Origin of the sequence: Myroides odoratimimus, from assembly GCF_004337635.1 — a bacterium.
Classification (GTDB): Bacteria; Bacteroidota; Bacteroidia; order Flavobacteriales; family Flavobacteriaceae; genus Flavobacterium; species Flavobacterium odoratimimum.
The window spans coordinates 3,386,113-3,412,900 of the sequence record NZ_CP037427.1; the positions used below are offsets into that span (position 1 = coordinate 3,386,113).

The following is a 26,788-nucleotide window of genomic DNA, read 5'->3' on the forward strand; positions in this document are numbered from 1 at the left end:
CTTTAAACATTGTAGACACATCTTACAATATGTCTACAATTATCATTTTTCTTATCCAATTCTCTTCAAGTAATCACCATATCCACTCTTGCATAGTGGTTCAGCAATTTCATGTAATTGTTCTTTTGAAATATACCCCATACGATAAGCAACTTCCTCAATTGCTCCTATCTTCATTCCTTGACGTTCTTCAATTACTTGAACAAATTGTCCTGCTTGCATCAATGAAGCAAATGTTCCTGTATCTAACCAAGCAGTTCCTCTATCAAATACACCAACTCTTAGTTTACCTCTTTTCAAATATTCTTTATTCACATCTGTAATTTCGTATTCTCCACGAGCAGATGGCGCAATATTCTTTGCAATCTCTACTACAGAATTATCATAAAAATATAATCCTGGTACAGCATAATTTGACTTAGGTTCTACTGGTTTCTCCTCTATAGAGATTACATTATTGTCTTTATCAAACTCTACTACTCCATAACGTTCTGGATCGTGTACAGGATAAGCAAATACAACTCCTCCCTCTTCTTGTGTACAAGATTGTAACAATTTAGACATTCCACTACCATAGAAGATATTATCACCTAATACTAGTGCAACCTTATCATCACCGATAAACTCTTCTCCTATCACAAATGCCTGAGCTAAACCATTTGGTTCATGCTGTACTGCATAACTAAATTTACATCCAATACGGCTTCCATCTCCTAATAATTTCTCAAAATGAGGTAAATCATGAGGAGTAGAAATAATCAATATTTCATTAATCCCTGCCAACATCAAAGTAGATAAAGGATAATAAATCATCGGTTTATCATATACAGGCATAAGCTGTTTACTTACTGCTAATGTCAATGGGTGTAATCTAGTTCCAGATCCTCCCGCTAGAATAATTCCTTTCATATTTTTTCTTATTATAACTTAACAAGCATTATTTTTAAACTTTCATCCCAATGTGGAATGTTTATATTATACTCTCTTTTAATTTTACTTTTATCTAATAACGAATAAGCAGGGCGTTTCGCTGGAGTTGGAAAAGCACTACTATCGATAGCATCCACTTCACAAGTAAAGCCCATTAATTCTTTTATCTTAGATGCAAAATCAAACCAACTAATTTCTCCTTCATTCGAATAATGATATAGTCCTCCTTTCCAAATATTACTACTAATAATTTGCATAATCACTTTAGCTAAATCAGCAGCATACGTTGGGGTTCCTATTTGATCACTTACTACGCCTAATGACTCCCTTTCTTGCATCAAGCGACACATTGTCTTCACAAAATTATTTCCATATGAGGAATATACCCATGATGTACGTATAACAATAGCATCAGAATGAACACTCATTAATACTTCTTCCCCTTTGCGTTTTGTAGCCCCATATACATTAATAGGAGCTGTTAGAGCTTCTTCATTCAACGGACTTGACGATGTTCCATCAAATACATAATCTGTTGAAATATGTATTAAATGTGATTCATTCTCTTCACACCACTCCCCTAATACACGTACACATTGGTGATTAACCATATCAGCTAAGTCAGCTTCTGATTCAGCTTTGTCCACAGCTGTATAAGCACCTGCATTGATAATAAAGTCAGGGTGTTCTGATTCTAATATTTCTAACACTCTCTCTGTATTATCTAGAGGCATTAACGCTCTATCCATAAAGACAAAGTCATATTGAGAATAACGCAGAACTAAATCTTTTAATTCTGATCCTAATTGACCAGTACTACCTGTAACGAGAATCTTCATCTTATTTCTTATAAATCTCGTTAAACGTTGGTAATATAATATCCTTATCAGATACTACTTCACTTCCTACTGTAATTCCCCAATCAATTCCTAAAGCTGGATCATTATAGATTATTCCTTGTTCTGAGTCTTTGTTATAGAAATTATCGCATTTATAAAAGAACACAGCTGTTTCTGAAAGCACAGAGAAACCATGTAAGAATCCTCTTGGAATAAACAACTGTAAATTATTCTCAGCTGATAATTTTACGGCTACATGTTGTCCAAAAGTAGACGATCCAGGACGAGCATCTACAGCGACATCAATCACTTCACCTTGCAACACACGTACTAATTTAGCTTGTGCAAACTCCCCTTCTTGAGCGTGTAACCCACGAATCACTCCTTGAGTCGAAAAAGATTGATTATCTTGTACAAATACAGTCCCTGTATTTGTCAATTCATTAAATCGTTTAGCATTAAAGCTCTCAAAAAAATAACCTCTACTATCTCCAAACTTTTGAGGCTCTATAATAAAACATCCTTTTAGATGTGTTTCTGTTACTTTCATTTCTTATGTGATTTTGTCCTTTGTAATTTTGGTTTTCTGTAATTCCGTATTTATGTTGTAAAGTTAGCTACCTTGGTAAAAACACGAAAAAACAAACAACAAAAAAACAGTCTATTTGTATTGTTCGTTGTAATAATCAGCGTAAGCTCCACTAGTCACATTATCTAGCCAATCTTGATTATTCATATACCATTCAATAGTCTTAGCTAATCCTTCTGGGAATGTAACAGATGGTGACCATCCTAATTCTTTATTAATCTTAGTAGCATCGATAGCATAACGTAAATCATGTCCTGGTCTATCTTTTACAAAAGTAATTAACTGTTCACTTTCACCTACAGCACGTTTTAAGACAATATCCATTTGTTTACACAACTCTTTTACTAAGTCAATATTCTGCCATTCATTAAACCCACCGATATTATAGGTCTCTCCATTTCCACCTTTGTGAAATACATCATCAATTGCTCTTGCATGATCGATTACAAATAACCAGTCACGCGTATATTTTCCATTTCCATAAATAGGCAATGGTTTCTTATTGATAATATTGTGGATACACAGTGGAATTAATTTCTCAGGGAAGTGATTAGGACCATAATTATTAGAACAGTTACTAACTACATAAGGCATACCATAAGTCTCTCCATACGCACGTACGAAGTGATCTGAACTTGCCTTAGATGCAGAATAAGGTGAATTAGGATCATAAGCTGTAGTTTCATAGAAAAAACCTGTTTCTCCTAAACTTCCATATACCTCATCAGTACTTACATGGTAAAAACGCTTTCCTTCCCAGTTACCTTGCCATAAACTTTTAAAAGCTTGTAGTAAATTTACTGTACCTATCACATTAGTTTTCACAAATGCCAATGGATCTGTAATAGAACGATCCACATGAGATTCAGCAGCTAAATGTATTACTGCATCAAATTTTTCTTTTTGAAACAATGCATTAATAAACTGTTCATCTGTAATATCTCCTTTAACGAAAGTATAGTTTGGAGCATTTTCTAAATCTCTTAAATTCTCTAGATTTCCTGCATACGTCAAGGCATCTAAATTATAAATTGAGTACTCAGGGTACTTATTTACAAATTGTCTAACAACATGGGAACCTATAAACCCAGCCCCTCCTGTGATTACTATCTTTTTCATATTATATATTATTAATCAAAAAATCTATTGAAATTTTCTTTAATGCTTCCCTTTTTGAATTAACAGCTTCAAAATCTATTTCTTCCGAAATTAAATCTGTTGATATCTCATTTACAGTTGATACTAATCTATTTTCTAGGCCAAACAACTTTAATAAACTTTCAAATCTAGCTTTTCCTCTTTCAACATTAGCAATCGCAATAAATGGTTTATTAAATATAATCGCAAATACAGTTCCATGGAATGAATCTGTAACAACAAAAGAGGACTTATAGAATCCTTCAATCCAATCTTCTATAGGAGGAAAAGCGTAATCCTTTAAATTATTAGACTTTCCTTTACCTCCTATTTCTGAAAACTTAGGCTGATTAGAGAACTTCTCTAAATTTAACTGACTACAAACTGTATCTATAATTTTATTTTTCTCGGCTGAAGAATCTAACACATAAGTATAAACACCTTTCTTTTCTACCAATTGGTTCTTTACAACAGTTAAATAGTCTTCTTTCTCTAACAATAAAGTAGGATCTAATACAACTTGAGCATCGTCTCTTTTGAGGTAGTTACTACATAATTCTATTCCTGATTTCTCTCTTACAGACACTGCATCAAACTGACTTAATAATTTACTACACCTCGCAAGCTGTTCTTCAGTATACTCACACTTATCTGTACCAAAAGATGCTGCATAAGACACCCTCTTAACATTACTTTCGTTAGGTAAAAAACTGAAGAACTCATGATAAATATTAGAAACATAGCCAGGACGCCAAACTTGATCACTACCAACTATTAATGTATTAATATTATGATTATTTACATATGTTAATAAATCTTTATCAGTTGGATTTATAAAATCTACCTTCTTAATATTATTCTTTACAAAAGCTTGACTATTCAGTGTTAAAACATCTTTTTCTTTAGGTGAAAAAATCTTATTTGTATGATGTTTTAATAAACTCTGTTTCAATCTAGACAATAGAATATGAAACATTGAAAATTTTTGGAGTCTATTTATTGTAATCACCTCATATCCGTTCTTTTCTAAAACTTTCTGCAATGCAAAATTCTGTAAGATACCTCCGTAATTGGAGATCAGTGGATGCGTAAAAATACCTGTCTTTTTCATTTGTTATATTTTTTTGAAGTTTTCTGAGTACCCCCTCCTTAATGACAACGTTGTTCTGAAATTACTTTTACACTTACCTATTGGTATCATACAAATAATCTTTTCAGATTCCGGTATATTGATAATTGATAACACTTTCCTGTCATCACTTACTTCCTTTCCCCAGTTTGCTGGACAATTTCCTACTTCATAATAATGTAAAGCATAAAGCAAATTCATTAAATAAATTCCTCCATCTATATATAGTTGATTACGTTCTCCGATAGTATAGTAATACTTACGATCATTCGTTAAAATTAGTAATTGAGTTACATTCTCAGTATACCCCACAAATCCCCCCTGTATAGCTAACAAAGAGTCTATTTTCTGCTTATCTTCTACTAAATACACATTACTTGCCTGTCTATTACAAACTGATGGTGCTGTATTAGCTAATTCTATAACTTTCTCAATAATACTACTATCAATCTTTTCTCCTGTGAAATCTCTAACACTTTTTCTTGAATGAGCAAACTCTTGAAAATCACTATTCTTTACATTTCTATAAAACTCTTCCTTAGAAAAATCATATACTCCTTTAAATGTATTAGAATAAAAACCTACTAATATATTTTTATAAAATTCATACTGTTCTTTTGTATAAATATCATCAATATCCCATCCCTTATCTTGATGTAATTCATAATATTTACACATTACTTCATATCCTACACGTATTTGAGAACGATCAATACTTTTTAATACTACATGATCTTTTAGGATTTTATGCAAATTACTAATACGATAAGCCGCAAATCCTTTTTTCATATCTTCAAACAACATTCCTTTTTCTAAAGAATGATAATTTAATATCAAATCCGCTTCTTTTTGTAATAAATCTTTTTTCCCAAACACGATAGAATATTTTTTATATAGTCTTAAGTCAATATAAAAATTATATAAAAATAAAATTCTAATACGTCCCCACCAATAAATAGGTCTAATTAATTGTTTTAATACTTTTTTCATTTTTTTACAAAATACAAATATGACTTAATAAACCTAAAGTCTATTAACAATACAGGATTTGCCATAAGAAGTTTTAATGATTTGACAAACATATTATACTCCACAAATAAAAGTATTTTATTTTTTAAGGTAACCCTCTTCACTTCTCTATTAATTCTCTCTCTTTCTTTTAGTCCACATTTAGTAACTAATCGTTCTTTTAATGCTTCAATAGCAGTAAAACGCTCAATTCTTTTATTAAAATCACCTAAATCACGTGAATGCGAAGCCTCTCTCACTAAATACCCTACCAAATCTCGTTTAATAGTTATCGTATCTTTATAGCAAAACAAAGGAATAAACATTTGAAAATTTTGACCAATCCTATTAACCTCTACTTCACCTCCAACATATTTTTTAACATGACAAGTCTTTGCCATATAACATATTGGTGCAAACCAAAAGTCACGTTCTAAGAGACAATCTTCAAATAAATTATACACATCTTCTTTTGTTTTATTTGCCAAACTACCATTTCTTTTAAAACTTCTTTCAGCAAACATTGTGGCAAAGGACCGAACCGTTCCTATTTTATCATCTGAATTCTTTAAAGAATTCACCATTATTTCTAATGCTGTTTCTTCTAAATAAAAATCATCTGAATCTGGCCAAGTTAAATACTCACCTCTATAAACCGTTAATCCTTGATTTAAAGCTTTAGCCTGTCCTCCATTTTCTTGATAGATATAGATAAATGAATAACCTCTCTCAATAAACTTACTCTCATATGATAGAATTATTTCTTCTGTTCTATCATTAGAACCATCATTAACAAAAATAAACTCAACATAAGGATAAGTCTGTTCTAATATCGAATCACATAACCTATGTAAATATGTCTCACCATTATAACATGGAGTAATAATACTTAATAAATCTTTTTCCATTTTTCCAAAATAACCATGTTTAACTTTCTTCTTTCCTTTTTATTAATACCCATCATATAGGCAAATAAAAGCACAAAAAAACAAGAAACAAAACTGACAATCATCATATTTACAAAACCAATGATAAAAATGCTTGACAAATATTTAATAATACAATAATTAATAATCGCTATAAATACACTTCTGCTAACAACATCAATATAATACATCTTTATATTAAAATCTTTTATATACTTTTTCAATAAAAGTGTATTAGACACCTGTCCTATAAACATTAAACTAATACTAATGGTAAAAACAACTGTAGGTAAAAATCCAAAATATAAAAAGAACCACGATATTGGTAGAATTAAAATATACAAGGTTCCATTAATCATACTCATCAATCTTACTCTACCAGTGGCATGTATAGCAAACATTACTGTTCTAAACATTATAGATATTAGCGTAAATAATAACGATAGACGACAGAATGAAACCGCAAAATCAGGTACATTTTTTAACCACAACTTCAAAATCAAACCCATATATGTATATATAGGCAAAGAGATTAAAAGCATTAGAATGAAAGCTAACTTACCTCCCAAAAACACTAATGCAAACATCCGTTCAAAATCTCCTTTGGCATAACTCTGAACCAATTGTGGTCTTATTGCTATTAAGAAATTATCAATAAGACTATTTAACACTCCTTGTACTTGATTTGCAATTCCAGTACTAGCATTAATAATAGCACCAAAGAACATATTTAACAAAATCATAATACCTTCACCTCTAACTGCTACACTGAAATTCCCATAAAGATCCCATGAAAAAAAAGATAGTATAGGTTTAGCAATCTCACTTTCATAAGTTAATTTCAATTTACTCTCTTTAATATTCTTAGTACAATAGCTGATATATACAACTCTAATTACAATACTCACAAAGAATACTAAAAAAGCATAAACAATTAAACTGTCTCCTAATTTTAATTTAAGTAAGTAAACAATTACTAAACTAAGCAATGATTGTAATATACCAATATAAGCTATAGCCTTCATCTTTTCATAAGCTATTAACAATGCATAATATGGAATTTGTAAAATAGCTATACAACTAGTTATTAAAGATAATTGATAAACTATCTTAACAGCATTTAACCGTTCATATGGAAACTGCAATACATTAAGTATGAAATAAAGCCCTATAGTTTCTCCTAAAAACAGAACAATAAAACATAAAAACAAATGGATAATAAACGCATTGCTGAAAGTTCTTGAAACTAATTCTTTATTTTCTTTAGCTAATGCTATATTTAAAAATCTAGCTGTAGCAGAACTCATAGAACTCTGTAAAAAAGAGATAAATATTACAATTCCCCCTACAACATTATATATACCATAATCAATAAAACCAAGATATTCTAGGACCACACGAGATGTATACAATGCTATTAACATAGTAATAAACATTCGTATAAATAAAAATAAAGTATTCTTCGCTATTGTCTTTGAATTAGACATAAATTGGTTCTCCTAATTTTAAAATATTATTACAATCTACTATCAACTATATCTCTATTCAATATAGCTTTTGCATCATAGACAATACCAGGTTCATTAATAAAACTTCTCACATCTAGATCATTAAACTCTTTATGTGCTGTCATTAATAAAACTGCATTATATGGACTTGGCATTAAACCATAACGATGATCTGTTCTCAAGAATCTATGTTCTTTCATTTCTTCTTCTGTTGTCATCACCTCTATCCCATACTCCTCTCTCACTTCCTCTACATTCACCCAAGGATCGTATACATCTACTTCTATCTCATAAGACACCAATTCCTCATAAATCTTTGCTACCTTCGTATTACGCGTATCAGGACAGTTCTCTTTAAATGCAAACCCCAATAACAATACTCTAGAGCGACTTACGTCAATCCCCTTTTGTATCATTAGCTTCACTACTTTACTTGCGATAAATACAGGAATCTCATCATTCACACGACGACCTGATAAAATCACATCTGGGTAATACCCTACTTGAATAGCTTTATGGGCTAAGTAATACGGATCAACAGAGATACAGTGCCCTCCTACAAGTCCAGGTTTGTATTTAAGAAAGTTGAACTTCGTACCTGCTGCTTCTAATACATCTTGTGTATCTATCCCTAATCTGTCGAAGATTAAGGCTAATTCATTTACAAAAGAAATATTGACATCACGCTGAGCGTTCTCTATCACTTTTGCCGCTTCTGCTACCTTTAAGGATGGTGCTTTATGTGTTCCCGCTTTGATAATGGTGCGGTACAAATCATCTATATAATCTGCTACTTCAGGTGTACTCCCTGAAGTAACTTTTACAATTGTCTCTAAGGTATTGACCTTATCCCCTGGATTGATACGCTCTGGTGAATATCCCGCGTAAAAATCTCTGTTGAATACTAGCTTAGAAGTTTCCTCTAATACAGGGATACACTCCTCTTCTGTACATCCTGGGTATACTGTCGATTCATAAATCACAATATCTCCTTGCTTTATTACAGTTCCTACTAGTTTAGACGATGATTTTAATGGAGTAAGATCAGGAGCATTAAACTGGTTAATCGGGGTTGGTACCGTAATGATATATACATTCGCATCTACGATATCACTGATACTCGTACTTGGTTTGTACCCCTTTACTCCTCCTGAGTTGTTATAAGTTAAGATAGAAACGTTTAACTGACTCTCGTCCACTTCTTTAGTAAGGTCAATCCCTCTTTGCAGCTCTGCTACTCTGCTTTCTTTAATATCAAACCCCACTACTGGGAAATGTTGTGCAAATGCAAGTGCTAACGGTAATCCGACATAGCCTTGCCCGATTACTGCTATCTTAAGTTCTTTTTCCATAGTTTTTTTCACATTATTGTTAGTTTCTAAAGATACCGTATCGTCAGTAAGTGTCATTATTTTTTAACAATAAGTTACAAATGTACACTTTTAAAATATTGGTACTAGCAAAAATATTATTTTTTGTGCGAAGTGGTGTTTTTTATTAGTAAAGACTCCCTCTTTCTTTTTCCTATATTTTTTAACTACATCTTTTTTTATTACATCAACCTTAATTTGTTTAGCTCATCAATCATAGCAGTCCTTCTTGGATATAATTCTTGAAGGGCTTTTATAGTAGTTTCTATTTTTACAGATTGATTAATAAATCTATCTTGTATTTCTTTAATAATGTAAGCTAGGCTTCTATAACCTGATCTATTGTTAAGCTCTTTAGCCTTTATAAATACCAGGGGCATTAAAAGATCTACTAAAACAAAGTCATCATAATGTTTTTGTAAAACATCAATATAACTTAGCACTAATCCTAGATTTTTAACTTGACTCACTAAATTAAACAAATCCTGTATCATATTTTCCAAAACATAAACCTTACCTAATCTTTCTAGTAACATTCTATTATATGCATCTCTGGTCATATAAGTATTTTTCTTACAAAACTTATCTACATCTTGAATTACTTCGTTTATATAATCCTTTAAAACAATACTCCAATTAGAATCACTATAGGTGTTTTTCCACTTAATTATATACTCAGATTTATCCCCCTTACTTTCTAGGGCAAACTTTTTATATAGACAGCGCATCTTTTCTATATCACCACTTAACTCATAAATCTCTAAAAGAAGACATTCCCACCTAAAAACAAGCCCTAAATAATCTAACTCCTTAGCTTGTTTAATACCTATATAGACTTGTTCTTTAGCCTTGTCAAATTCTTTATTGTCTTTATAATAGTTAGCCAGTCTAATTCTTACATCTGATAGCTCTAAGTTGTTCATTATAGTGGCTAAAAAAGAATCTATATCCTTATAATGTTCAAAAAAATCTAATTTGAGCTTAATAAGGTGTTCAAGCAAAAAACGATTATCTTTCTCTTTACTAGCCTTTTTATCAATATAGGTTAAAAAACGTTCTTTATTTTCCGTTTTAAAACAAAGCATTTTATATGAGTCTAATAAATCATAGCCATAGTCTCCATAGTCAAAGTAAATCTCTTTGTTTATTTGACTTTCTAAAAATTCGATTAGCTCTAATTTAAGCTCACCTATTTCTTGTGATTCTATTAGCTTATCTAAATACTGCAATATCTCAGATAACAAAACACCTATATGCCCACTACTATCATCACAATACTCTACAACTTTAATTACTTCTGTTAAAGCCGCCTTTATAATGTCTAAGGACTCTTTATACCTGTGACGTTGAATCAACACCTCTAAAGTCTCTAAGTGTTCTTGCAACTCACTAGCAAGTCTTGGTGTGTTATTATAATCTATAAAGCCCTTATAATTATAAGAGCTTATAATACTTTTAAAAAGTGCTCTATACCTATTTTGAATATCATCATTTTTAAACTTATCTGAGAAATAAGTCTCTAGATCCAGTTTAAACTGAGGATTCCTCTCACTGTAATACACAATAAACTCTTCTAATTCTTCTTTTTGAATGTCTTTTAAAATCTTATCTATCTTTATTTTATACATTACTGACTTTTTATTATACTTTCTACTTAAACTTACTAAAAGAAACAATTACCACTTCACGCTTTCATAATCAAAATAATCATCATCAAGCTCTAAACTTGTTACCTTAATTTTTAATCTTTTAGCCTCACGTTCTAGTTCTTCTCTGTAAAGATTATAACCCGAAGTTCCATAACAGGCTTTCTCTAGTAATCCTGGCAAGGCCTTAAAGGCCTTTTTACCTCCATTTAACAAGAAGTATTCTAGGTTAATTTTTCTCATATAAATATACAAGCAATCATTTGAGGTATCTATTCTACCGGTTATAAAACCTGTTAATTCCAAAGCTGTTTTAAAGTCAAATTCATACATTGCTTTTTCCATCCAATACTCAAACTCTAACAAATGTGCTAGTACTAGTTTATTAGTTGGCAATAGACTTTGTTTGTATCTAATGGCTTGAATAAAAAATATTCCTTGAACCCACGATAAACAACATCCATAATAAACAGATTCACTACCACTTAAATGCCCCGAATTTCGTTTTAATCTACTATCATTAAAGGCTTTTCTAATTTCATATAAAACCCCGCTTATAATTTTATCACAAGAATCAAATTCTAAATCTGAATCATAGATTTGATCATTAAAGAAAATAGAAAAAGAGTCATACAGCTCACTTAAATCTTCACGGCTTCCCCAAAGCTCAAAGCCCATAGCATTTTTGGTTGGTTTAATATAAAACATAGTCTTGTCTTTTATTTTTTACAAGATAAAAATAGTTTTTTCTCAACAATAACAACAAAGCTCATCTTATTAAAAGTAAGAAACTTAGCCCCAAAGGGGCATTATGATTGATTATCATTATGTTCTTGATACTTGACATATCGTTTTATCATATCTTCGTCAAGTCCTATGATACTGACAAAATATCCTCTGGACCAAAAATGATTACCCCAATATGGTTTCTGTTTTAATGTTGGATAAGTTTTAAAGAGCTTTATGGCTAATTTACCTTTAAGAATACCCATAAATTCACTGATAGATACCTCTGGAGGAATTGAACAAACTAAATGAATATGATCTTTTTGAACATTCATTTCTTGAATTTGCACTCCTTTCCAACTACTAATCAATTGAATATCATACTCAATCAAACTTTTTACCATTCCTTCCAAAATTAGGAAACGATACTTGGGTGTAAAACTATGTGATAATCACATTTGTAATACACATGCGTTAATTTTCTATATTTACTCACTTTTTAAATGTTTTATAGTACAAACCTATAAAAGGCATAGCCTATAAAACATCACCACCGCCAAAGGCGGTGGTTTTCTATACTTAAATAAAGCTTACTTTCAATATGTTATGATAAAATAATCCCTTAATAATAAGTTTTATCGGACACTAATGGGTAAGTATATACTTTTCTAAATATCTTTACGTTTAATTTAAATAAATCATTCAATCTTTATATATGCCTATAGACAAATCTTATTCAAAAATTTAATTAATGAAAAAAGCCATTATTTTATCTGCCACCTTACTAACATTTACCTTATCAAGCTACTCACAAAGCGATACAAATACAATAGAACACCAATTTAACACACTAATTAGCCAATCAAATAATTGGCAAAATTACAAGGTAGTAGAGAAAAATAAATTACAACAAGTACAACAAAATGTAAAGGATTCGATAAACAACCTACAAACTACTATACGAGAGAATAAGAATTCTCTTATAGAACAAAAAAAATCCATAGATTCTTTATCCAATCAATTACAAGTTCTTCAAGAAAACCTAACAATTGCAATTGATAAAGAAAACAATCTTGACTTTATAGGTATCAGTACCCATAAAAGTACTTTTAAAACAATAGTTTGGTCTATTATTTTAATACTCCTATTGGTTTTAGGTATCTTATTTATCCAATTCAAGAAAAGTTTTACCAACACAAAGGATGCCACTAGAAAACAAATCGAAGCAGAAAGTGAACTTGAAGAATATAAAAGATCATCCTTAGAGCGAGAACAAAAAATCAGAAGACAGCTTCAAGATGAAATCAATAAAAACAAACGAGTTTAACCCATAGGATAAAGCATATAAAAGACTGAGATTTATTTTATAATTCATTAAGAGTTAGCTTTGAGTTAACTCTTAATGATTATATCATTTTTCCCTTACAACTCTCCTGGTGTATATTCAATCACTCCCCCCCCTATTCTATCTATTTTTCTATTTAAAACTATTAAAAATGGCTTAGTACACAACAAAAATAGCATTGTGTCAATAAACGGAGATACATTAAATAGACTCACTATCAATTAAATGGCCCGAGTTTCGCTTTAATCTACTATCATTAAAGGCTTTTCTAATCTCATATAAAACCCCACTTATAATTTTATCACAAGAATCAAATTCTAATTCCGAATCATAGAATTTGATCATTAAAGAAAATAGAAAAAGAATCATACAGCTCACTTAAATCTTCACAACTTCCCCAAAGCTGAAAACCTATAGCATTTTTAGTTGGTTTAATATAAAACATAGTCTTGTCTTTTAAGGACAAACAAACCCTCTAAGAGTCAATAAGATAAAAAAGAAGCAATAACCTATATTTTTAATATTCTAATTTTTAAAAATATAAAACTATGCAAAGCGAAGATGATTTAAGAGCCCTTTCAAAGATTTTATCTTTTTTAAGAGCCGTTAGTATTATTATACTACTTCTGCACATATACTGGTTCTGTTACTCTTTATTTATACGCCTTGGGCTAACCCACCCTGTGATTGATAAAATCCTTTTAGGATTTAACTCAAAAGCAAATTTATTTGCACATCCACTCTATACTAAGATATTTTCTATTTTACTTCTAGCTTTAAGTCTTTTGGGAAACACAGGGGTAAAAAATCAAAAAATCACTTTAAAGAAAGTAGCTATTTTATTTTTAATGGGAGCTGGGCTTTTCTTTTTAAACTTTTTTCTTTTAAAAATAAACTTACTTATTGTAAATATCCTATACATCACAACTTTATCAATCGGGTATATACTACTTCTTGTATCGGGAGCATATTTAAGTAGACTTATAAATCAGGAGCTTTTAGAAGATGTTTTTAATTTAGAGAATGAAAGTTTTTATCAAGAGACTCGACTTTTGCAAAACCCGTATTCGGTTAATCTTCCAACTAAATTTTACTACCGAAAAAAATGGCATAATGGATGGATTAATGTAGTTAATCCCTTTAGAGCTACAATTGTTCTAGGGACTCCAGGTTCGGGTAAAACCTATGCGGTTATAAACAGTTTTATCAAGCAGCAAATAGAAAAAGGCTTTGCCATGTATATCTATGATTTTAAATACGATGATCTTTCAACTATTGCCTATAACCATCTTCTTTTACATGCTCATAAATACAAAATAACGCCTAAGTTTTATGTAATAAACTTCGATGATCCAAGAAAAAGCCACAGGTGTAACCCAATAAACCCTAAGTTTATAACAGATATCTCCGACGCATATGAATCTGCTTATACCATTATGCTTAATCTTAACCGATCTTGGATACAAAAACAAGGTGATTTTTTTGTAGAATCACCAATTATCCTTCTAGCGGCTATTATATGGTTTTTAAAGATTTACAAAAACGGCAAACACTGCACCTTTCCTCATGCAATTGAGCTACTTAACAAACCCTACAAAGATGTTTTTACTATTTTAACCTCGTACGACTCCTTAGAGAACTATCTCTCTCCTTTTATGGACGCCTGGCAAGGAGGAGCTCAAGATCAGCTTCAAGGACAGATTGCATCGGCAAAAATTCCGCTATCTCGTATGATATCTCCATCCCTGTACTGGGTTATGAGTGGAGATGATTTCTCCCTTGATATTAACAATCCCAGTGAGCCCAAGATTCTCTGTGTGGGAAATAATCCAGATCGTCAGAGTATTTACTCAGCAGCACTTGGTCTTTACAACTCTCGTATTGTAAAGCTGATAAACAAAAAAGACCAGCTAAAAAGTAGCATTATAATAGATGAGCTTCCAACTATTTACTTCAGAGGCCTTGATAATTTAATTGCAACGGCTAGAAGTAATAAAGTAGCGGTGTGCTTAGGTTTTCAGGATTTCTCTCAACTAGTAAGAGACTATGGAGATAAAGAGAGCAAAGTCATTCAAAACACGGTGGGTAACATTTTCTCTGGTCAAGTAGTTGGAGATACAGCCAAGAGCTTATCTGAGCGTTTTGGAAAAATACTTCAAAAACGCCAAAGCATATCTATTACTAGGCAAGATAGATCCACCTCTTTTTCCACTCAGCTCGATATGCTTATCCCCGCTTCAAAAATATCGTCTTTAAGTCAAGGGATGTTTGTTGGGGCTGTATCTGATGATTTTTCCCAAAAAATAAAGCAGAAGTTTTTCCACGCACAAATACTAATAGATTCTGATAGGATAAAAAATCAAGAAATGAATTATAAAAAAATACCAACTCTTACCTCTTTTACAGACTACAAAGGCAATGATCACCTAGATAGGGCTATTACAGATAATTACAATCAAATAAAAAAAGACGTTGAGCTGTTGGTTAAAAATGAAATTAAACGCATTGAAAACGATCCAGATTTAGTACACCTACTTAATAACAACAAATAAATTAAACAAAGATAGAGATAGGTATTTTAAAACAAACTATCTCTATCTTTTAGCTTAAATATTATTTAACTGTATCAAACATAAGACTTGCGTTTTTATCTAAAAACAAATACGCTTTAAAACAAATGTTATCTCTCGCTTTAAAAACAAATACTCTACTTGTTTTTTTAAGTTCCAATAACTCTTCAAGTTCTTTCTTAGATAGGTGTACTCCAAAGACTAATCTAGGTATAGTCCAATTACAAGTTTTATTTAAACAAACAAGCCTTTGATAGCTAAGCTCAAATTTACCACCTAAACACTTAGGACAAGATCCTTTTAAAGGTTCTTTTAACTCTTTTAAATAAGAGATGCTTTGGCTTAACTCCTTAAGCTTTTCACAACTGATACTATAAAACATCTGCTTATTTATCTCTGCTTGATTTGCCTTGAAAAATAAAACCTCAAAATCAAATAAATAAGCAAGGCTAGAAACAGGTAAATCTTTTGTTTTAAAATAATGATCAAGAGCCTTGTTTGTACAAACAAGATTTTTATTGTCTATATACAAATACTCTTGTTTTATTAACTGATCAAGGATTAAACTAAGACCGAGAAAAAGATCTGTAAAATAACAAAAATGTATTTGGGAAATTGCGTTTTCGTGTAAGGTTTTAATAAAGTCTTTTTTTAGTTTTTTAAACAAACCCTCTATACTAGACAAAGCATTCTGCTTTTTTGTGTGTGTTGTAATATTTACAGATTCTATTTTAAAAACTTTCATACCATTAAGCTGCTCTAGAGTATCGACTTGGTTTACCAAATTATCCTTTAAGAACTCTCCCTTGTAAATCTCTAAGGGTAAATCAAGACCTGCATCATCTACAAAGAGATTTAAACTAACTTTTTTTACATCTTCTTTAGGGGTAAAACAATCTATTGTTCTTTTTACTATCAACTGATAGATTACTTTTTCACACGTATTTAAACAAGTTGGTATCTTTAAAGTAGGTATAATGCCGTGAGTTTTTAAATCACTATCTACGATCACATCCTTATAATTAAGCCTAGCTAATTTTAAAGTTAACAGCTCTTTTTTAAACAAGGGATAATCTCTTAAGGCGTTTAATAATCTTGGTATACTTGATTTATACCAACTAGGCAGATAATTATTTAAAGTAAGGGGATAACTAATAAATTTTTGTCTGTAAAGACTAAGCAAGGCCTGTTTTGTTTTGCTAAAAGAAAACCCATATAACTTGTTAACGCATACTATAAGACTTATAAAATCATATAAAAGTAATTGCTTTTGCCTTAGAGTTTGTATGTTTTTTTCGCTTATCTCTACCCTTGAATCTTTATTAAGCAAACCAGATAAGTTTTGGGCTTGTTTTAATTTTTTATACTTTTTTTCAAAAAAGCAACAAAATAGTTTCTCCTTAAAACTAAGCTCGACACTTACCCTATAGAAAGTTTTAGTTTGACTATTCGCGCTCTTTAGATGCTCTTTAGATAATAAAGCGATAAGAACAGTTTTAATAAGACCTAGTTTAATTTTTGTTCCTGTTTGATTGTAATAATACCTACTTAACCTATTTTGAACAATCTTAAAGATAAGGTCCCTGTTATAATAAGTTTTAAAACAAGAAGTAGTATTATCTAAACATAAGTGATTTTTTAAAAAGGATTTCTCTAAACTATAAAGCCATAGGGTTTTACAAGGCAAGGTTATATTAAAGAATTCTTTGAAATACTCAAATTTTCTTCTTTGGGCCAAACTTGGCTCTGTGGCAATAACAATAGATTTAGATTTAAGGATGAGCTCCTTTATTAACTGCACTTTTTTACTTTGAACAACACAAGGCGTTTTTTTATTGGTCCTTTTTACAAGTTTTAATTTATAGTCTAAAAAATCTCTCCCTAGAAAAGAGTCATTATCTTGTTTAAAGTTTAAAGGCTTTAAATCTACCATGCAATCATCTATCCATACAACCAAATGAGTCTGTGAGCTATAATAATCAAAATGCCTATTGTTTGCATTAAAAAACGTGGCTAGAATTCTAGCCACGCTTGCTGATTGTGTTATAATAAGTTCCATATTAAATTTTTAAACCTTTATTTCTATTTTGAGCCTCTTTATTATTCTGTGTTTGACTCTCAATGATCTTAGGGTTACTAGGATCTGTGAAAGAAAAATTAGTTCTATTGTTTATTTTATCATAGTTTATAAAACCCTTATAAGGCTTGCCTCTTTTATCAATAAGTCCATCAATGGCCACAGTCTTGCCCTCTAAGAGCTCTTTATACTGATTATCATCTAGAGTCTTTCCTCTAAAGACCTTTAAGTCTTCAGGATTTGAGATCTTTTTATTTTTATTTGTCTTATCAAACAAAAATTCTATATGCTCTTTAGAGGCATTGTACTGAATATGAGCATCAAAAGGATTTCCTTTACTTGAGCTCATAGCCTTAACCAGAACCGCTTTTCCTTGTCTTAGCTCATTTAATTGATTCTCAGAAAGATCAACCCCTTTTATATGCGTTGGAATTTGCATTTTCTCAACACTAGTAACCATTATATTATTGGTTAATCTATCCACGCTTACAACCGATGGGATATAAGAATTAGTCTCAGGATCTAAAAGCTCCACTACCCTTCCCATATTACCTGTCTTTAAAAGATTGTGTTTATCTTGCCTGGTAAACTCATGTCCTTGAAAAGGTACATTTAAATTTGGGTACTTTTTTACTCCCTCAAGAGTCATTACAACCTCTCCGTTAGGGGCATGTTTAAGTCCAAGACGCGCATCTAATGAAAACTCAGCAGATCCCAAATTAAGATTAACCTGAACTAAATCTTTTGTTTTATATCCCTTTAATAAAGGTTCTAAAAGATCCATCTCTTCGAGTTTCTCTTTTGAGAGTCCTATCTGACTAAGTGATTCCCAGTTTATATGATCAATATTGTATTTATATGGATTATATTCTTTACAAGAGGTTATATCCTTATTGGTACTATTTTCAATACTTTGAATCATTTGCTTCGGATCTACTTGATGGGATAGATACAGCTGATGATTTAAAGTGTTTTTCAAGTCTAACTCACCTTGCATCTGCTTAGACAAACTAATGGCTAAATTCTCTGGAACCCTAAAAAAACTAAACCTAGTGGGGTCTTTTAATTGAGAAAAGAAATTGGTGAAAAAATTAGAAAAGAAATCTCCGCTTTTATCTAATCTTAAAAATGAGTTTAAATTATTCTTATTAATTGGTGCACTTTTAAGATTACCGTTTTCACTTAAGCCCTGTACGGCTTTAATTTTGTTATCCTTTGAATCACTAACAAGTAAGATATCATGTTTTGATTCACTGCTTTTTTTTACTTCCATAATTAATAGGTTAATTGATTAATACCCCAAAAGTATCTCCTAGACCATTTTGTACTTATTTTTGGCACAAAAAGGTATGTGTTTGACCTTTAGAGTCGTTTTACTATTCTCTTACCGGAACAGCAAAGCTGTCTCGTATAAACTGCTGCACATCAGAGAGCTTATAATATATCTTACCTTTTAATCTGTAATAAGGAAGCTTTTTATCAGATCTATACCTTTGAAGCGAGCGAGAACTTATCTTTAAAATCTGTAAAACATCTTGATTATCTAAAAGTTCTTCTCCATCGATATTTAAAGTTTGGAGTTGAACCTTGGCAATATGCTCACTTAAAGCATCAAGTTTTGTAGAGAGTCGTTCCATCCAGGAGATGAATTCTAAACGGGTAACATTCATGATTTAAATTTTTAATGGTTAATAGTCTTGTTAGCTAACCATACAAAATTCAAAAGCTTAAAAAAGGTGTAAAGCCAATTGGCATGAAAAAAACAGAAATTCTTATAAAACCGAAAAGAATTTTAAAACTAACTAACCACAAGACTATATACAATAAGACTTTAAAGGATAAAAGTAAAAAGACAGATAACGACTTCTTATATACGAATTTTTTCTGAATTACAAAGCCAATTGGCATCTGATTTACAGATAATTAAAAAGCGTACTATTTATTTCTATACTTTTTAAAAATAAACTAGCATATAACCTGTAAAGCTATAAAAAGAGCAAAAAAAAATTAAAGAGTACTAATCTTCAAGTAATTCTAAGTTAAATAAAAATACAATTCAACTAAAAAACCTTACAAACAATATTTAAAGATAAATTATAACAATAAAACACATAATTTGCAAAAAACAACAACTTAAAGTTATAAATTTAAATTAAAAACATACTTTTGTATAGTAAAAATCACATAAGGCCAATGTATTATAACCTTGATACATAAAACACATAATTATAACACATTAATGAAGTTTGTCTATTTAAAGACATGTTAATTAATACAATACGAAAAAAAAAATGAAGAAAAAACTACGCTTTATAAGTTACCTACTTATAACTGTATCACTGTTTATATTAATTAATCTAGTGTATCGCTATAATACTATAAATGAACCCTTTGATGAGTTAAACAAAGAAATATTTATCAGTTTACTTAATCTAATTATTGGATTAATCTTTTTTTTCAAATCAAGAAACACACAAAACGAGAAATAACAACGATAAGAAACACTTGTTTTTATAATTGGGTAAAAACACAGTTATTCTTTTTTTGTTTAAAACAAAGCCTAAACACAAACCATATTATTTGAGTCTTTTTGCTATTTCTTTAAAAGAGTCACCCTGTTTTTTTTCTAGTAAATCCGTTAGACTCTCTGAGGATCTTCTAATTTTATTTAGCTTTTTGTAGTTTATTTTAGTTGTGCTTTTACCAATAATATCAGTAGTTAATACAGTGTAATCTTCTTTAGACTTACTGCCTAAAAGAAAAGAAACAAAACTTTTAATTGAAAAGTAAACAAAAAAATAAAGACCTAAGAACATACTTATCATACCTTTTAATTTTAAATAATCACACCTATTTTTTAAATACTCCCCTTACATATATCCATGCCCATATAAAGTATTTCACTCTTTTAAAGAATATGTCTTTTCTTTTTGCGTTTTTTCTTTTTAAGATTCATAAACTGTTTCTGATCTAAATCATCCACTGGGCCAGTAAATAGAAAATTAAAAAAACTAACAAACTCTGCTTTATTATAAGAGTTGTAATAATTATCCACAAACTCAAAACAAGGATGAACCTTTAAGCTATCAAACTCTTTATTTAACTCAATAAATCTATGTTTTACAAGTCTCTCAATAGGATCTTGTTCCTTTTTAGAGTTGTTTAAAAGGGTATTAAAAAAAGGATCGTTATCTAATTTATTAGACAGCTGTCTATCAATATGAGAAAAAGAAAAAACTCGTCTATATTTATGACTAACAAAATAGAACTTACTTTTATCTTTATTATCAGTAACTAGATTAATTCCTTGGTTAGTGAGTAGTTTTTTAAAGTGCTTGTAATCTTTACTTTGAGAAAGATATGATCTTATTTGATCACTAACCTTGTTATCAATATTTAAGTCCTTAGCTTTAATAGACTTTTTAAAGTGTTTTTCTAAAAAGTCTATATCTACTTTTAAAGAAAGTTTACTTGAGCTTACTAGATTACTAATTTCTTTATTTTGATGATCAAGAGCAAAATACATTATAGAATTAAACTCTTTATTGTTTCCTAATCTAGCCTTGACTTTAAAGAGCTGTAAAATAGCGTTATAACTATCAAAATCTTCAAAACTATAATACTTAGGTAAACTACTAACAACACTATCTATTTGCCGGGTTAGATTTGACTCTCTATAATCTACAACCTTAAGGTCTAGGTCTACCTCTACTTTATATTTTTTAGTATAATCTGTTAGATTAAATTCTTTGATAAGCTCTTTACAGGCATTTTGAGCAATTATAAAATCAAAATCACGATTAATCTGATATCCTTGATTATTTATAGACACAGAAACAATATGAAGATGTACTCTTTTAAGATCAAAGTGTTTATAGATAATATAGGGTTGGTGTTTATAACCTATTTTTTCCATATAAGCCTTGGCTATCTTTAAAAGAGTAAGATCATCTAGTTTATCTATAGGATTAGGATTAATTGATATGTGTCTAACAGGAGTAACAGTTCTGAGATTATTAAGTAAATAAGGCTCAAAGTAACTATAAAAATACTTACTTGCATTTTCTAGGCTATATAATGGAAGTGCTATTTTATTTACCCCTAATATACAAGCAGACTTATTATCTACCTTAGTTTGATTATATACTAAAGGCTTTAAAATATCAATTCCCTTTCCAATTCTAACTACCATAATCCCTAGTTGTTTGTAAGACTTTATTCTCAAAGGATATGGTGAGTTTTATAATCTCTTGACACACTTTTGATAGTTCAATAGTAATCTCAGAGATATCTTTTAATATCTCTTGAGAATCTACAGCTAAATCTGTTCTATTTACTAGAACATTATAACTTATCCCTAAGGCTTTAAAATAGTTTATAAGATTGGTAAGGCTAGCATGGTACTCAAAAGAAGCTTGATCTATTACAACTACCTTAATAGATTCACTAAAAATACGAGAAACAATAAATCTAGTCTTATTATTAATATTGTATTTCAATAGTAATCTATCAAACTCTTTTTGTTGCTGATCAGTTAAAGCAAAGCCGTGTTTATGCCAAACGGTCTTTTTCTTCTCTATTATTTTATTATTAGTGTTTTTTTCCATGATCATAAATATTAGATATGGAGCAAACTAGTAATAAAAGTAACTGTTAAGTGATAATGGTATTTATGGGCGTAATTAGGCTTAGATTGACGATTGTTTGTATTTTAGGTCATTAGAATTTTTAAAAGTTAAGCACACATATAAAAGAAAAAACAGGGATTAGATCAGTATTTAAAAAGCTTTACAATTACAAGGCACTAGGCTAGTAAAAAACAAAAACACAGAAGTTAAATACTGTGTTTTTTATTTTTTATTACAGATACTCTAAAGCTATTTTAACTCCTTAGCCATTACATTAAAATAATCACAATTACTCCATAGATTTTTATTACCAACTACATAAAACCTTTTCTTTGCTCTTGTTAAGGCTACATTTAGCATATTGGGTTTCTGACTAACCCAGTTTCTTGCTCCTTGTGATCTAGGATCACCACCTAAAACTAAAAACACAACATCTGCCTCTTTTCCTTGGAATCTGTGTATGGTTCCACTTTCTATTTTTTTGTCATATAAAAATTCATTGTGACAATAACGAGCTATTGATTTAAAAGGAGAGATTACATAAATCTGCTTATTAAACCCTGAGCTTCTTAATTGAAAAATCTTTTCTTTTAATAGCATTATCTCATCAATAACAATATGTCTGTCTTGAAGTATTACTTGATCACTGACATTATACCACTGTGATACTGCTAATGATTGCGCCTCAGGGGTTAGATTAGTGGCCTTAACCATTTGCCCGTTATAGGCAATATCATTGGCAATTCTAAACATTGGATCATCACAACGCCTGTGCGTGCGAAGTGGAAAACCAGTCCATATTTTCTTATCAGTTCCACTTACATCCATATAAGTTCCATATCTTGAGATTCTATCGGCTAATTGTTGTACTGATGTTTTAGAATAAGACCAGTCAATATCAACCCTGTACTCCTGTCTTAGTCTTTTTACAAGCTCTACAAGCATTGTAACTACAGGTTCTACCTGTAATGGATCTCCTACCACTACACATCTTTTAGATCTTTGAATCACCCCTACAACGGATTGAGCTGTAGCCTGACCTGCCTCATCAAGTAACAACCAACCTATTTGCTGCTTACTATAACTAGAGAATAACCTCCCCACAGAGGCTAGTGTGGTTGATACAACAGGAACGCAGAGAAAAAATGTATCCCAAAGATTCTGATAGATTTTATCATCTGTCTTTATCGTGTTTTGTATTAGCTGAAAGTATGCATTTAAATTATTTCTAATTTTCTTTGCATTAACTAAAATCGCATTTTCATGCAATTTTAAAGCAGTTAAAAATATCTCACTTCTTAAACGTGCTATCTTCTTTGAGTGATATGGGTTTAAAAGATGTATCTGCTTGATTGATTTATCTAAAAAATTTAAATCACAAATATCATTAGTATCAATGCCGTATTTGTGGTTTAATTCTCTTTTAATATTATTATAATAGATAAAAAACTCATCGAGTTTTTCAATCTTAAGACCTAGTGCTTTTTTTTCTAATTGATAATCCTTTATGCTATTTAAACAGCTGTCTATCTGATTTTTTAAATCAGAAATTTGTTTATTTATTTTATTAAACTCTTGTAGTATTTCACTAGCCTGAGCATCCCAACTTGTAAAATTACTGGTTTTAAAAAGTTTATGAAAAAAGAAAAAAGAAGGTTTTCTAAGTGATAAGACCCCTAAAGTAGATTCTATTTTGCTAAAATCATTTTCTAATTCCTGTTTTTGATTTAAAAGCTCCTTTTCCCTATCTACACAATCCGTAACTTTCTTTTCAATTAACGCTATCGCAGATAAGTGTTTATCTTTTTGATTCTGATTTTCAATACACTTTGGCAGTAAATCATGAAACTCACTAGAAAGGCTCTGAAACTGAGTAAACTCGCTTATCAAGGATTTGAATTTTTGATTTTGCTTTTCAAATTCTCTAGCGTAAAGATTAGTGTTATCAGTCTTTTTATAAACACTATAAAGCAAAGCTTCAAAGCCAAAATGGTTTTCTTTTTCATTAGATTCCCAAAAAGCCTGTTTAAAAAGTGTTCTATTTTCACTATTTCCAAGGGCTGCTGCTAAAACCCCCCAACTAGGCTGATGTATAAGTCTTTGGGAATAATTTGAAAAATAACTAGCCTTTGAAAATGTTTCATTATCTATTTTTGATTTACAAGGTAGCTCTTTAGTTATATTCTCAACCGCTGCATTGTTGTTACTTGCCACAACAATTCCAAAATCCCTTTGAAGTTTTGGATTAAGAGGATAAGTATATAAATCAAAGCCGTTTTCTTTAGGTATAACATTATGCCCTTGATCAAAAATATGATCACAACCTAGATCTGATATCACAAGAGCTCTTTTTACAACTACCTCAGCAATAACATCTAACAATAGCGTAGTTTTACCCGTACCAGGAGGTCCGTTTACTCCTTGAATCCCTTCAGAGTCCTTAAGGTCTTTAAAGATTGTGTTTACCGCCGCGCTTTGAGCCGAGTAAAGTCCATATTCAATTTTAGAAGGCCACCTTCCCATGGTAAGATAGCAAGGATTAAGAGCCTTAAATAAATGCCATTTGTCTTTTATTAAGTCTCTTCTTTTATCAATACTGGGTTTAAGGGTAAGATATTGCTTTAAACTTGGGCTGAATTCACTAGTTTTTATACTAATTAAATAGTTAAGATCATCAAGGAAAAAACTATTTAAAAAACTAATTACAGCCTCACTATCCTTATAAACTTGTTCTTTTAAAACAAACACTTTAATATCAGAATTAAGCCAAGGAGCTAGCCAAGACAGATATGCAATCTCGTTTTGGATTTGTGTTAAGCAAAAAGGCTTATCCCCTTTTTGATATGAGTCACTAGAGTTATCAAGTATATTATGTCTTTCTATAAAATCCTGCTTAACCTTTTCTAGTTCTTCAGATATAGTAGATAAGTCTTTACCACTTTTAAGAGCTTTAATTCCAAGTATATAACTAGCCAGTATGTAACTATCTTGCTCTATTGATCCATTCTCATTAAGTATTAAGGCAGATAAACAGCTAAAACCAGTTACTGGTTCTTGCCAATCTTGAATCTGTTCTGATTTAAGTAATGTATTTAAATAGCTAATAATATTACTATTGCCAATTTTACCAAAATAAAGTGTGTACCTCCACTTATAATTATCTTTAGTCTTTGTTTGGTCAAGCATCCAAGGTAGGATCTGATTTAAATCTAATAGAACAGCATCTTTATTAAAGCCAGGTAAATTAAATACCTCAATGTCTCTCCAATACTTTAGTATGTTGTGTTGTTGTGTCAATTTTCTTTTTCTTTAATTACTATAATAAACCACATCAAAAAACACTTTAAATAAGCTACTATTGACAAATAGGAAGCTAGGGGAATGATTTGGCTTATTATGGCTTTTGAGATAGTATTTATTCTCCAATTAATTCTATTAATTCGGCTTTCGTTAAACCTTTATAATCATCGTAAAAATCTTTATGAATAAACACTAAATTATTCTTTATTTTATTTTTTAAACGAAGTATCTTATTATTTCTTGGTTCCTTATTTAACAGATTTGTAATTTCAGTACTTTTTCGACTATTACTATTCAAATTCATTTTTGAAAATGCCTTTGAAGCTGTTATAGGTGAATCGAATGTTCCTTCTAAAATTAAACGATCTAATTCCTTTGCAAGTGAATTTGTTTTATCTCTTTTAGCAATACCTTTACCTCTTCTCTCTAAGATAACCTTCTGTACAGATATATCTAATTTTTGTATCGGTAAAAATCTTTTTTTGGGATTACCAAACTCATAATATTTCAATCCAAAAACATCACTAATCATTACCATCTTCGCATACCCCAATCCTACTTCACCCTTTATAATGTCTTCTACATTTTTTGAATTAGAATTTATTAAAATAGCTAAATCATAAGCAATTAGCCCGTAAAATTCTAATGCTTCTTCAATTCTTTGATGAAAAGTTTTATCTATCATAATTATAGATGAATTAATTTTGTATTATCTATTTTAATTTATTATCTTTGACATTAAATTATGTCGATCTATAACAAGTTTATACTTGTTTATAAGATGTCTACTCGTTCTAAATTCGCCAAATTGCCACGAGCTGACTAATAGATCGCCTTACATTAGATTTTTATATATTTGTTTATAATATCTATGTAGGGCGTATCTTGTTAACTTTTGGGGCAAACTTGTTTCAGTTTCTGAACAAGTAGGTTTTTGGCGAAACCTTGAACAATTGTTTTCAGTGCGCCCTATTCTTTTGGCTTTTCTGATACTACAGACATCGTTCATATAATCTATGTGAGTGATTTTTTGTTTTAACCACTCACTGTTGTGATTCTT

At 30.4% G+C, this 26,788-nt stretch carries 21 protein-coding genes and 1 pseudogene; 2 read left to right on the forward strand and 20 right to left on the reverse strand.

The annotated features are described in order from the left end of the window. Positions 1–51: 51 nt before the first annotated feature. From rfbA to tnpA, 12 genes and pseudogenes are all read right to left on the reverse strand, one after another. A complete protein-coding gene (gene rfbA / locus E0Z07_RS15300) occupies positions 52–909 on the reverse strand; it encodes a glucose-1-phosphate thymidylyltransferase RfbA (protein ID WP_131540938.1) in 858 nt (285 codons plus the stop codon). A gap of 11 nt (positions 910–920) precedes the next feature. Beyond that, entirely contained in the window at positions 921–1,769 is an 849-nt protein-coding gene (gene rfbD, locus E0Z07_RS15305) for a dTDP-4-dehydrorhamnose reductase (protein ID WP_131540939.1), read from the reverse strand. A gap of 1 nt (position 1,770) precedes the next feature. Continuing rightward, positions 1,771–2,319 carry a dTDP-4-dehydrorhamnose 3,5-epimerase gene (rfbC, locus tag E0Z07_RS15310; RefSeq protein ID WP_131540940.1) on the reverse strand — a complete coding sequence of 183 codons (549 nt, stop codon included), beginning with the start codon at positions 2,317–2,319 and terminating at the stop codon, positions 1,771–1,773. A 111-nt stretch (positions 2,320–2,430) separates the two neighbouring features. Continuing rightward, a complete protein-coding gene (gene rfbB, locus E0Z07_RS15315) occupies positions 2,431–3,477 on the reverse strand; it encodes a dTDP-glucose 4,6-dehydratase (protein WP_131540941.1) in 1,047 nt (348 codons plus the stop codon). A gap of 1 nt (position 3,478) precedes the next feature. Next, a complete protein-coding gene (locus tag E0Z07_RS15320) occupies positions 3,479–4,606 on the reverse strand; it encodes a polysaccharide pyruvyl transferase family protein (protein ID WP_131540942.1) in 1,128 nt (375 codons plus the stop codon). Between the two features lie 3 nt (positions 4,607–4,609). Beyond that, positions 4,610–5,614 carry a nitroreductase family protein gene (locus tag E0Z07_RS15325; RefSeq protein ID WP_131540943.1) on the reverse strand — a complete coding sequence of 335 codons (1,005 nt, stop codon included), beginning with the start codon at positions 5,612–5,614 and terminating at the stop codon, positions 4,610–4,612. Next, positions 5,611–6,540, reverse strand: a complete 930-nt coding sequence (locus E0Z07_RS15330) for a glycosyltransferase family A protein (protein WP_131540944.1) — start codon at positions 6,538–6,540, stop codon at positions 5,611–5,613. The genes E0Z07_RS15325 and E0Z07_RS15330 overlap by 4 nt, the downstream gene beginning before the upstream one ends. Beyond that, a complete protein-coding gene (locus tag E0Z07_RS15335; RefSeq protein ID WP_131540945.1) occupies positions 6,522–7,982 on the reverse strand; it encodes a polysaccharide biosynthesis protein in 1,461 nt (486 codons plus the stop codon). Before E0Z07_RS15335 ends, E0Z07_RS15330 begins: the two co-directional genes overlap by 19 nt. A gap of 92 nt (positions 7,983–8,074) precedes the next feature. Beyond that, on the reverse strand, positions 8,075–9,418 hold the full coding sequence (locus E0Z07_RS15340) for a nucleotide sugar dehydrogenase (protein WP_131540946.1): 1,344 nt from the start codon (positions 9,416–9,418) through the stop codon (positions 8,075–8,077). Positions 9,419–9,618: 200 nt separating this feature from the next. Beyond that, positions 9,619–11,064, reverse strand: coding sequence for a hypothetical protein (locus E0Z07_RS15345; protein ID WP_131540947.1), 1,446 nt, complete (start codon positions 11,062–11,064; stop codon positions 9,619–9,621). Positions 11,065–11,112: 48 nt separating this feature from the next. Beyond that, a complete protein-coding gene (locus E0Z07_RS15350; RefSeq protein WP_131540948.1) occupies positions 11,113–11,790 on the reverse strand; it encodes a DUF6904 family protein in 678 nt (225 codons plus the stop codon). 101 nt (positions 11,791–11,891) lie between these two features. Further along, positions 11,892–12,304 (reverse strand): annotated as a pseudogene (gene tnpA / locus E0Z07_RS15355) (IS200/IS605 family transposase). 255 nt (positions 12,305–12,559) lie between these two features. Here tnpA and E0Z07_RS15360 point away from each other — a divergent pair. Then, a complete protein-coding gene (locus E0Z07_RS15360) occupies positions 12,560–13,135 on the forward strand; it encodes a hypothetical protein (RefSeq protein ID WP_016649235.1) in 576 nt (191 codons plus the stop codon). 566 nt (positions 13,136–13,701) lie between these two features. After that, positions 13,702–15,705, forward strand: a complete 2,004-nt coding sequence (gene mobC / locus E0Z07_RS15370) for a conjugal transfer protein MobC (RefSeq protein WP_131540949.1) — start codon at positions 13,702–13,704, stop codon at positions 15,703–15,705. Positions 15,706–15,766: 61 nt separating this feature from the next. Here mobC and E0Z07_RS15375 read toward each other — a convergent pair whose 3' ends face one another. The 8 genes from E0Z07_RS15375 to E0Z07_RS15415 form a co-directional block, all read right to left on the reverse strand. Beyond that, positions 15,767–17,782 carry a DNA topoisomerase gene (locus tag E0Z07_RS15375; protein ID WP_131540950.1) on the reverse strand — a complete coding sequence of 672 codons (2,016 nt, stop codon included), beginning with the start codon at positions 17,780–17,782 and terminating at the stop codon, positions 15,767–15,769. A gap of 1 nt (position 17,783) precedes the next feature. Continuing rightward, positions 17,784–19,073 (reverse strand): DUF4099 domain-containing protein, encoded by a 1,290-nt coding sequence (locus tag E0Z07_RS15380; RefSeq protein WP_131540951.1) that lies wholly within the window; start codon positions 19,071–19,073, stop codon positions 17,784–17,786. A gap of 103 nt (positions 19,074–19,176) precedes the next feature. Continuing rightward, positions 19,177–19,470, reverse strand: a complete 294-nt coding sequence (locus E0Z07_RS15385; protein WP_006258064.1) for a helix-turn-helix domain-containing protein — start codon at positions 19,468–19,470, stop codon at positions 19,177–19,179. A 906-nt stretch (positions 19,471–20,376) separates the two neighbouring features. Further along, positions 20,377–20,625 (reverse strand): hypothetical protein, encoded by a 249-nt coding sequence (locus E0Z07_RS15395; RefSeq protein ID WP_058699861.1) that lies wholly within the window; start codon positions 20,623–20,625, stop codon positions 20,377–20,379. A gap of 83 nt (positions 20,626–20,708) precedes the next feature. Beyond that, positions 20,709–21,992 carry a relaxase/mobilization nuclease domain-containing protein gene (locus E0Z07_RS15400; protein ID WP_131540952.1) on the reverse strand — a complete coding sequence of 428 codons (1,284 nt, stop codon included), beginning with the start codon at positions 21,990–21,992 and terminating at the stop codon, positions 20,709–20,711. Beyond that, a complete protein-coding gene (locus E0Z07_RS15405) occupies positions 21,982–22,407 on the reverse strand; it encodes a plasmid mobilization protein (protein ID WP_058699859.1) in 426 nt (141 codons plus the stop codon). The genes E0Z07_RS15400 and E0Z07_RS15405 overlap by 11 nt, the downstream gene beginning before the upstream one ends. A gap of 270 nt (positions 22,408–22,677) precedes the next feature. Then, entirely contained in the window at positions 22,678–25,725 is a 3,048-nt protein-coding gene (locus tag E0Z07_RS15410; protein WP_131540953.1) for a DEAD/DEAH box helicase, read from the reverse strand. 118 nt (positions 25,726–25,843) lie between these two features. Continuing rightward, positions 25,844–26,413, reverse strand: a complete 570-nt coding sequence (locus tag E0Z07_RS15415; protein WP_131540954.1) for a hypothetical protein — start codon at positions 26,411–26,413, stop codon at positions 25,844–25,846. Positions 26,414–26,788 lie beyond the last annotated feature (375 nt).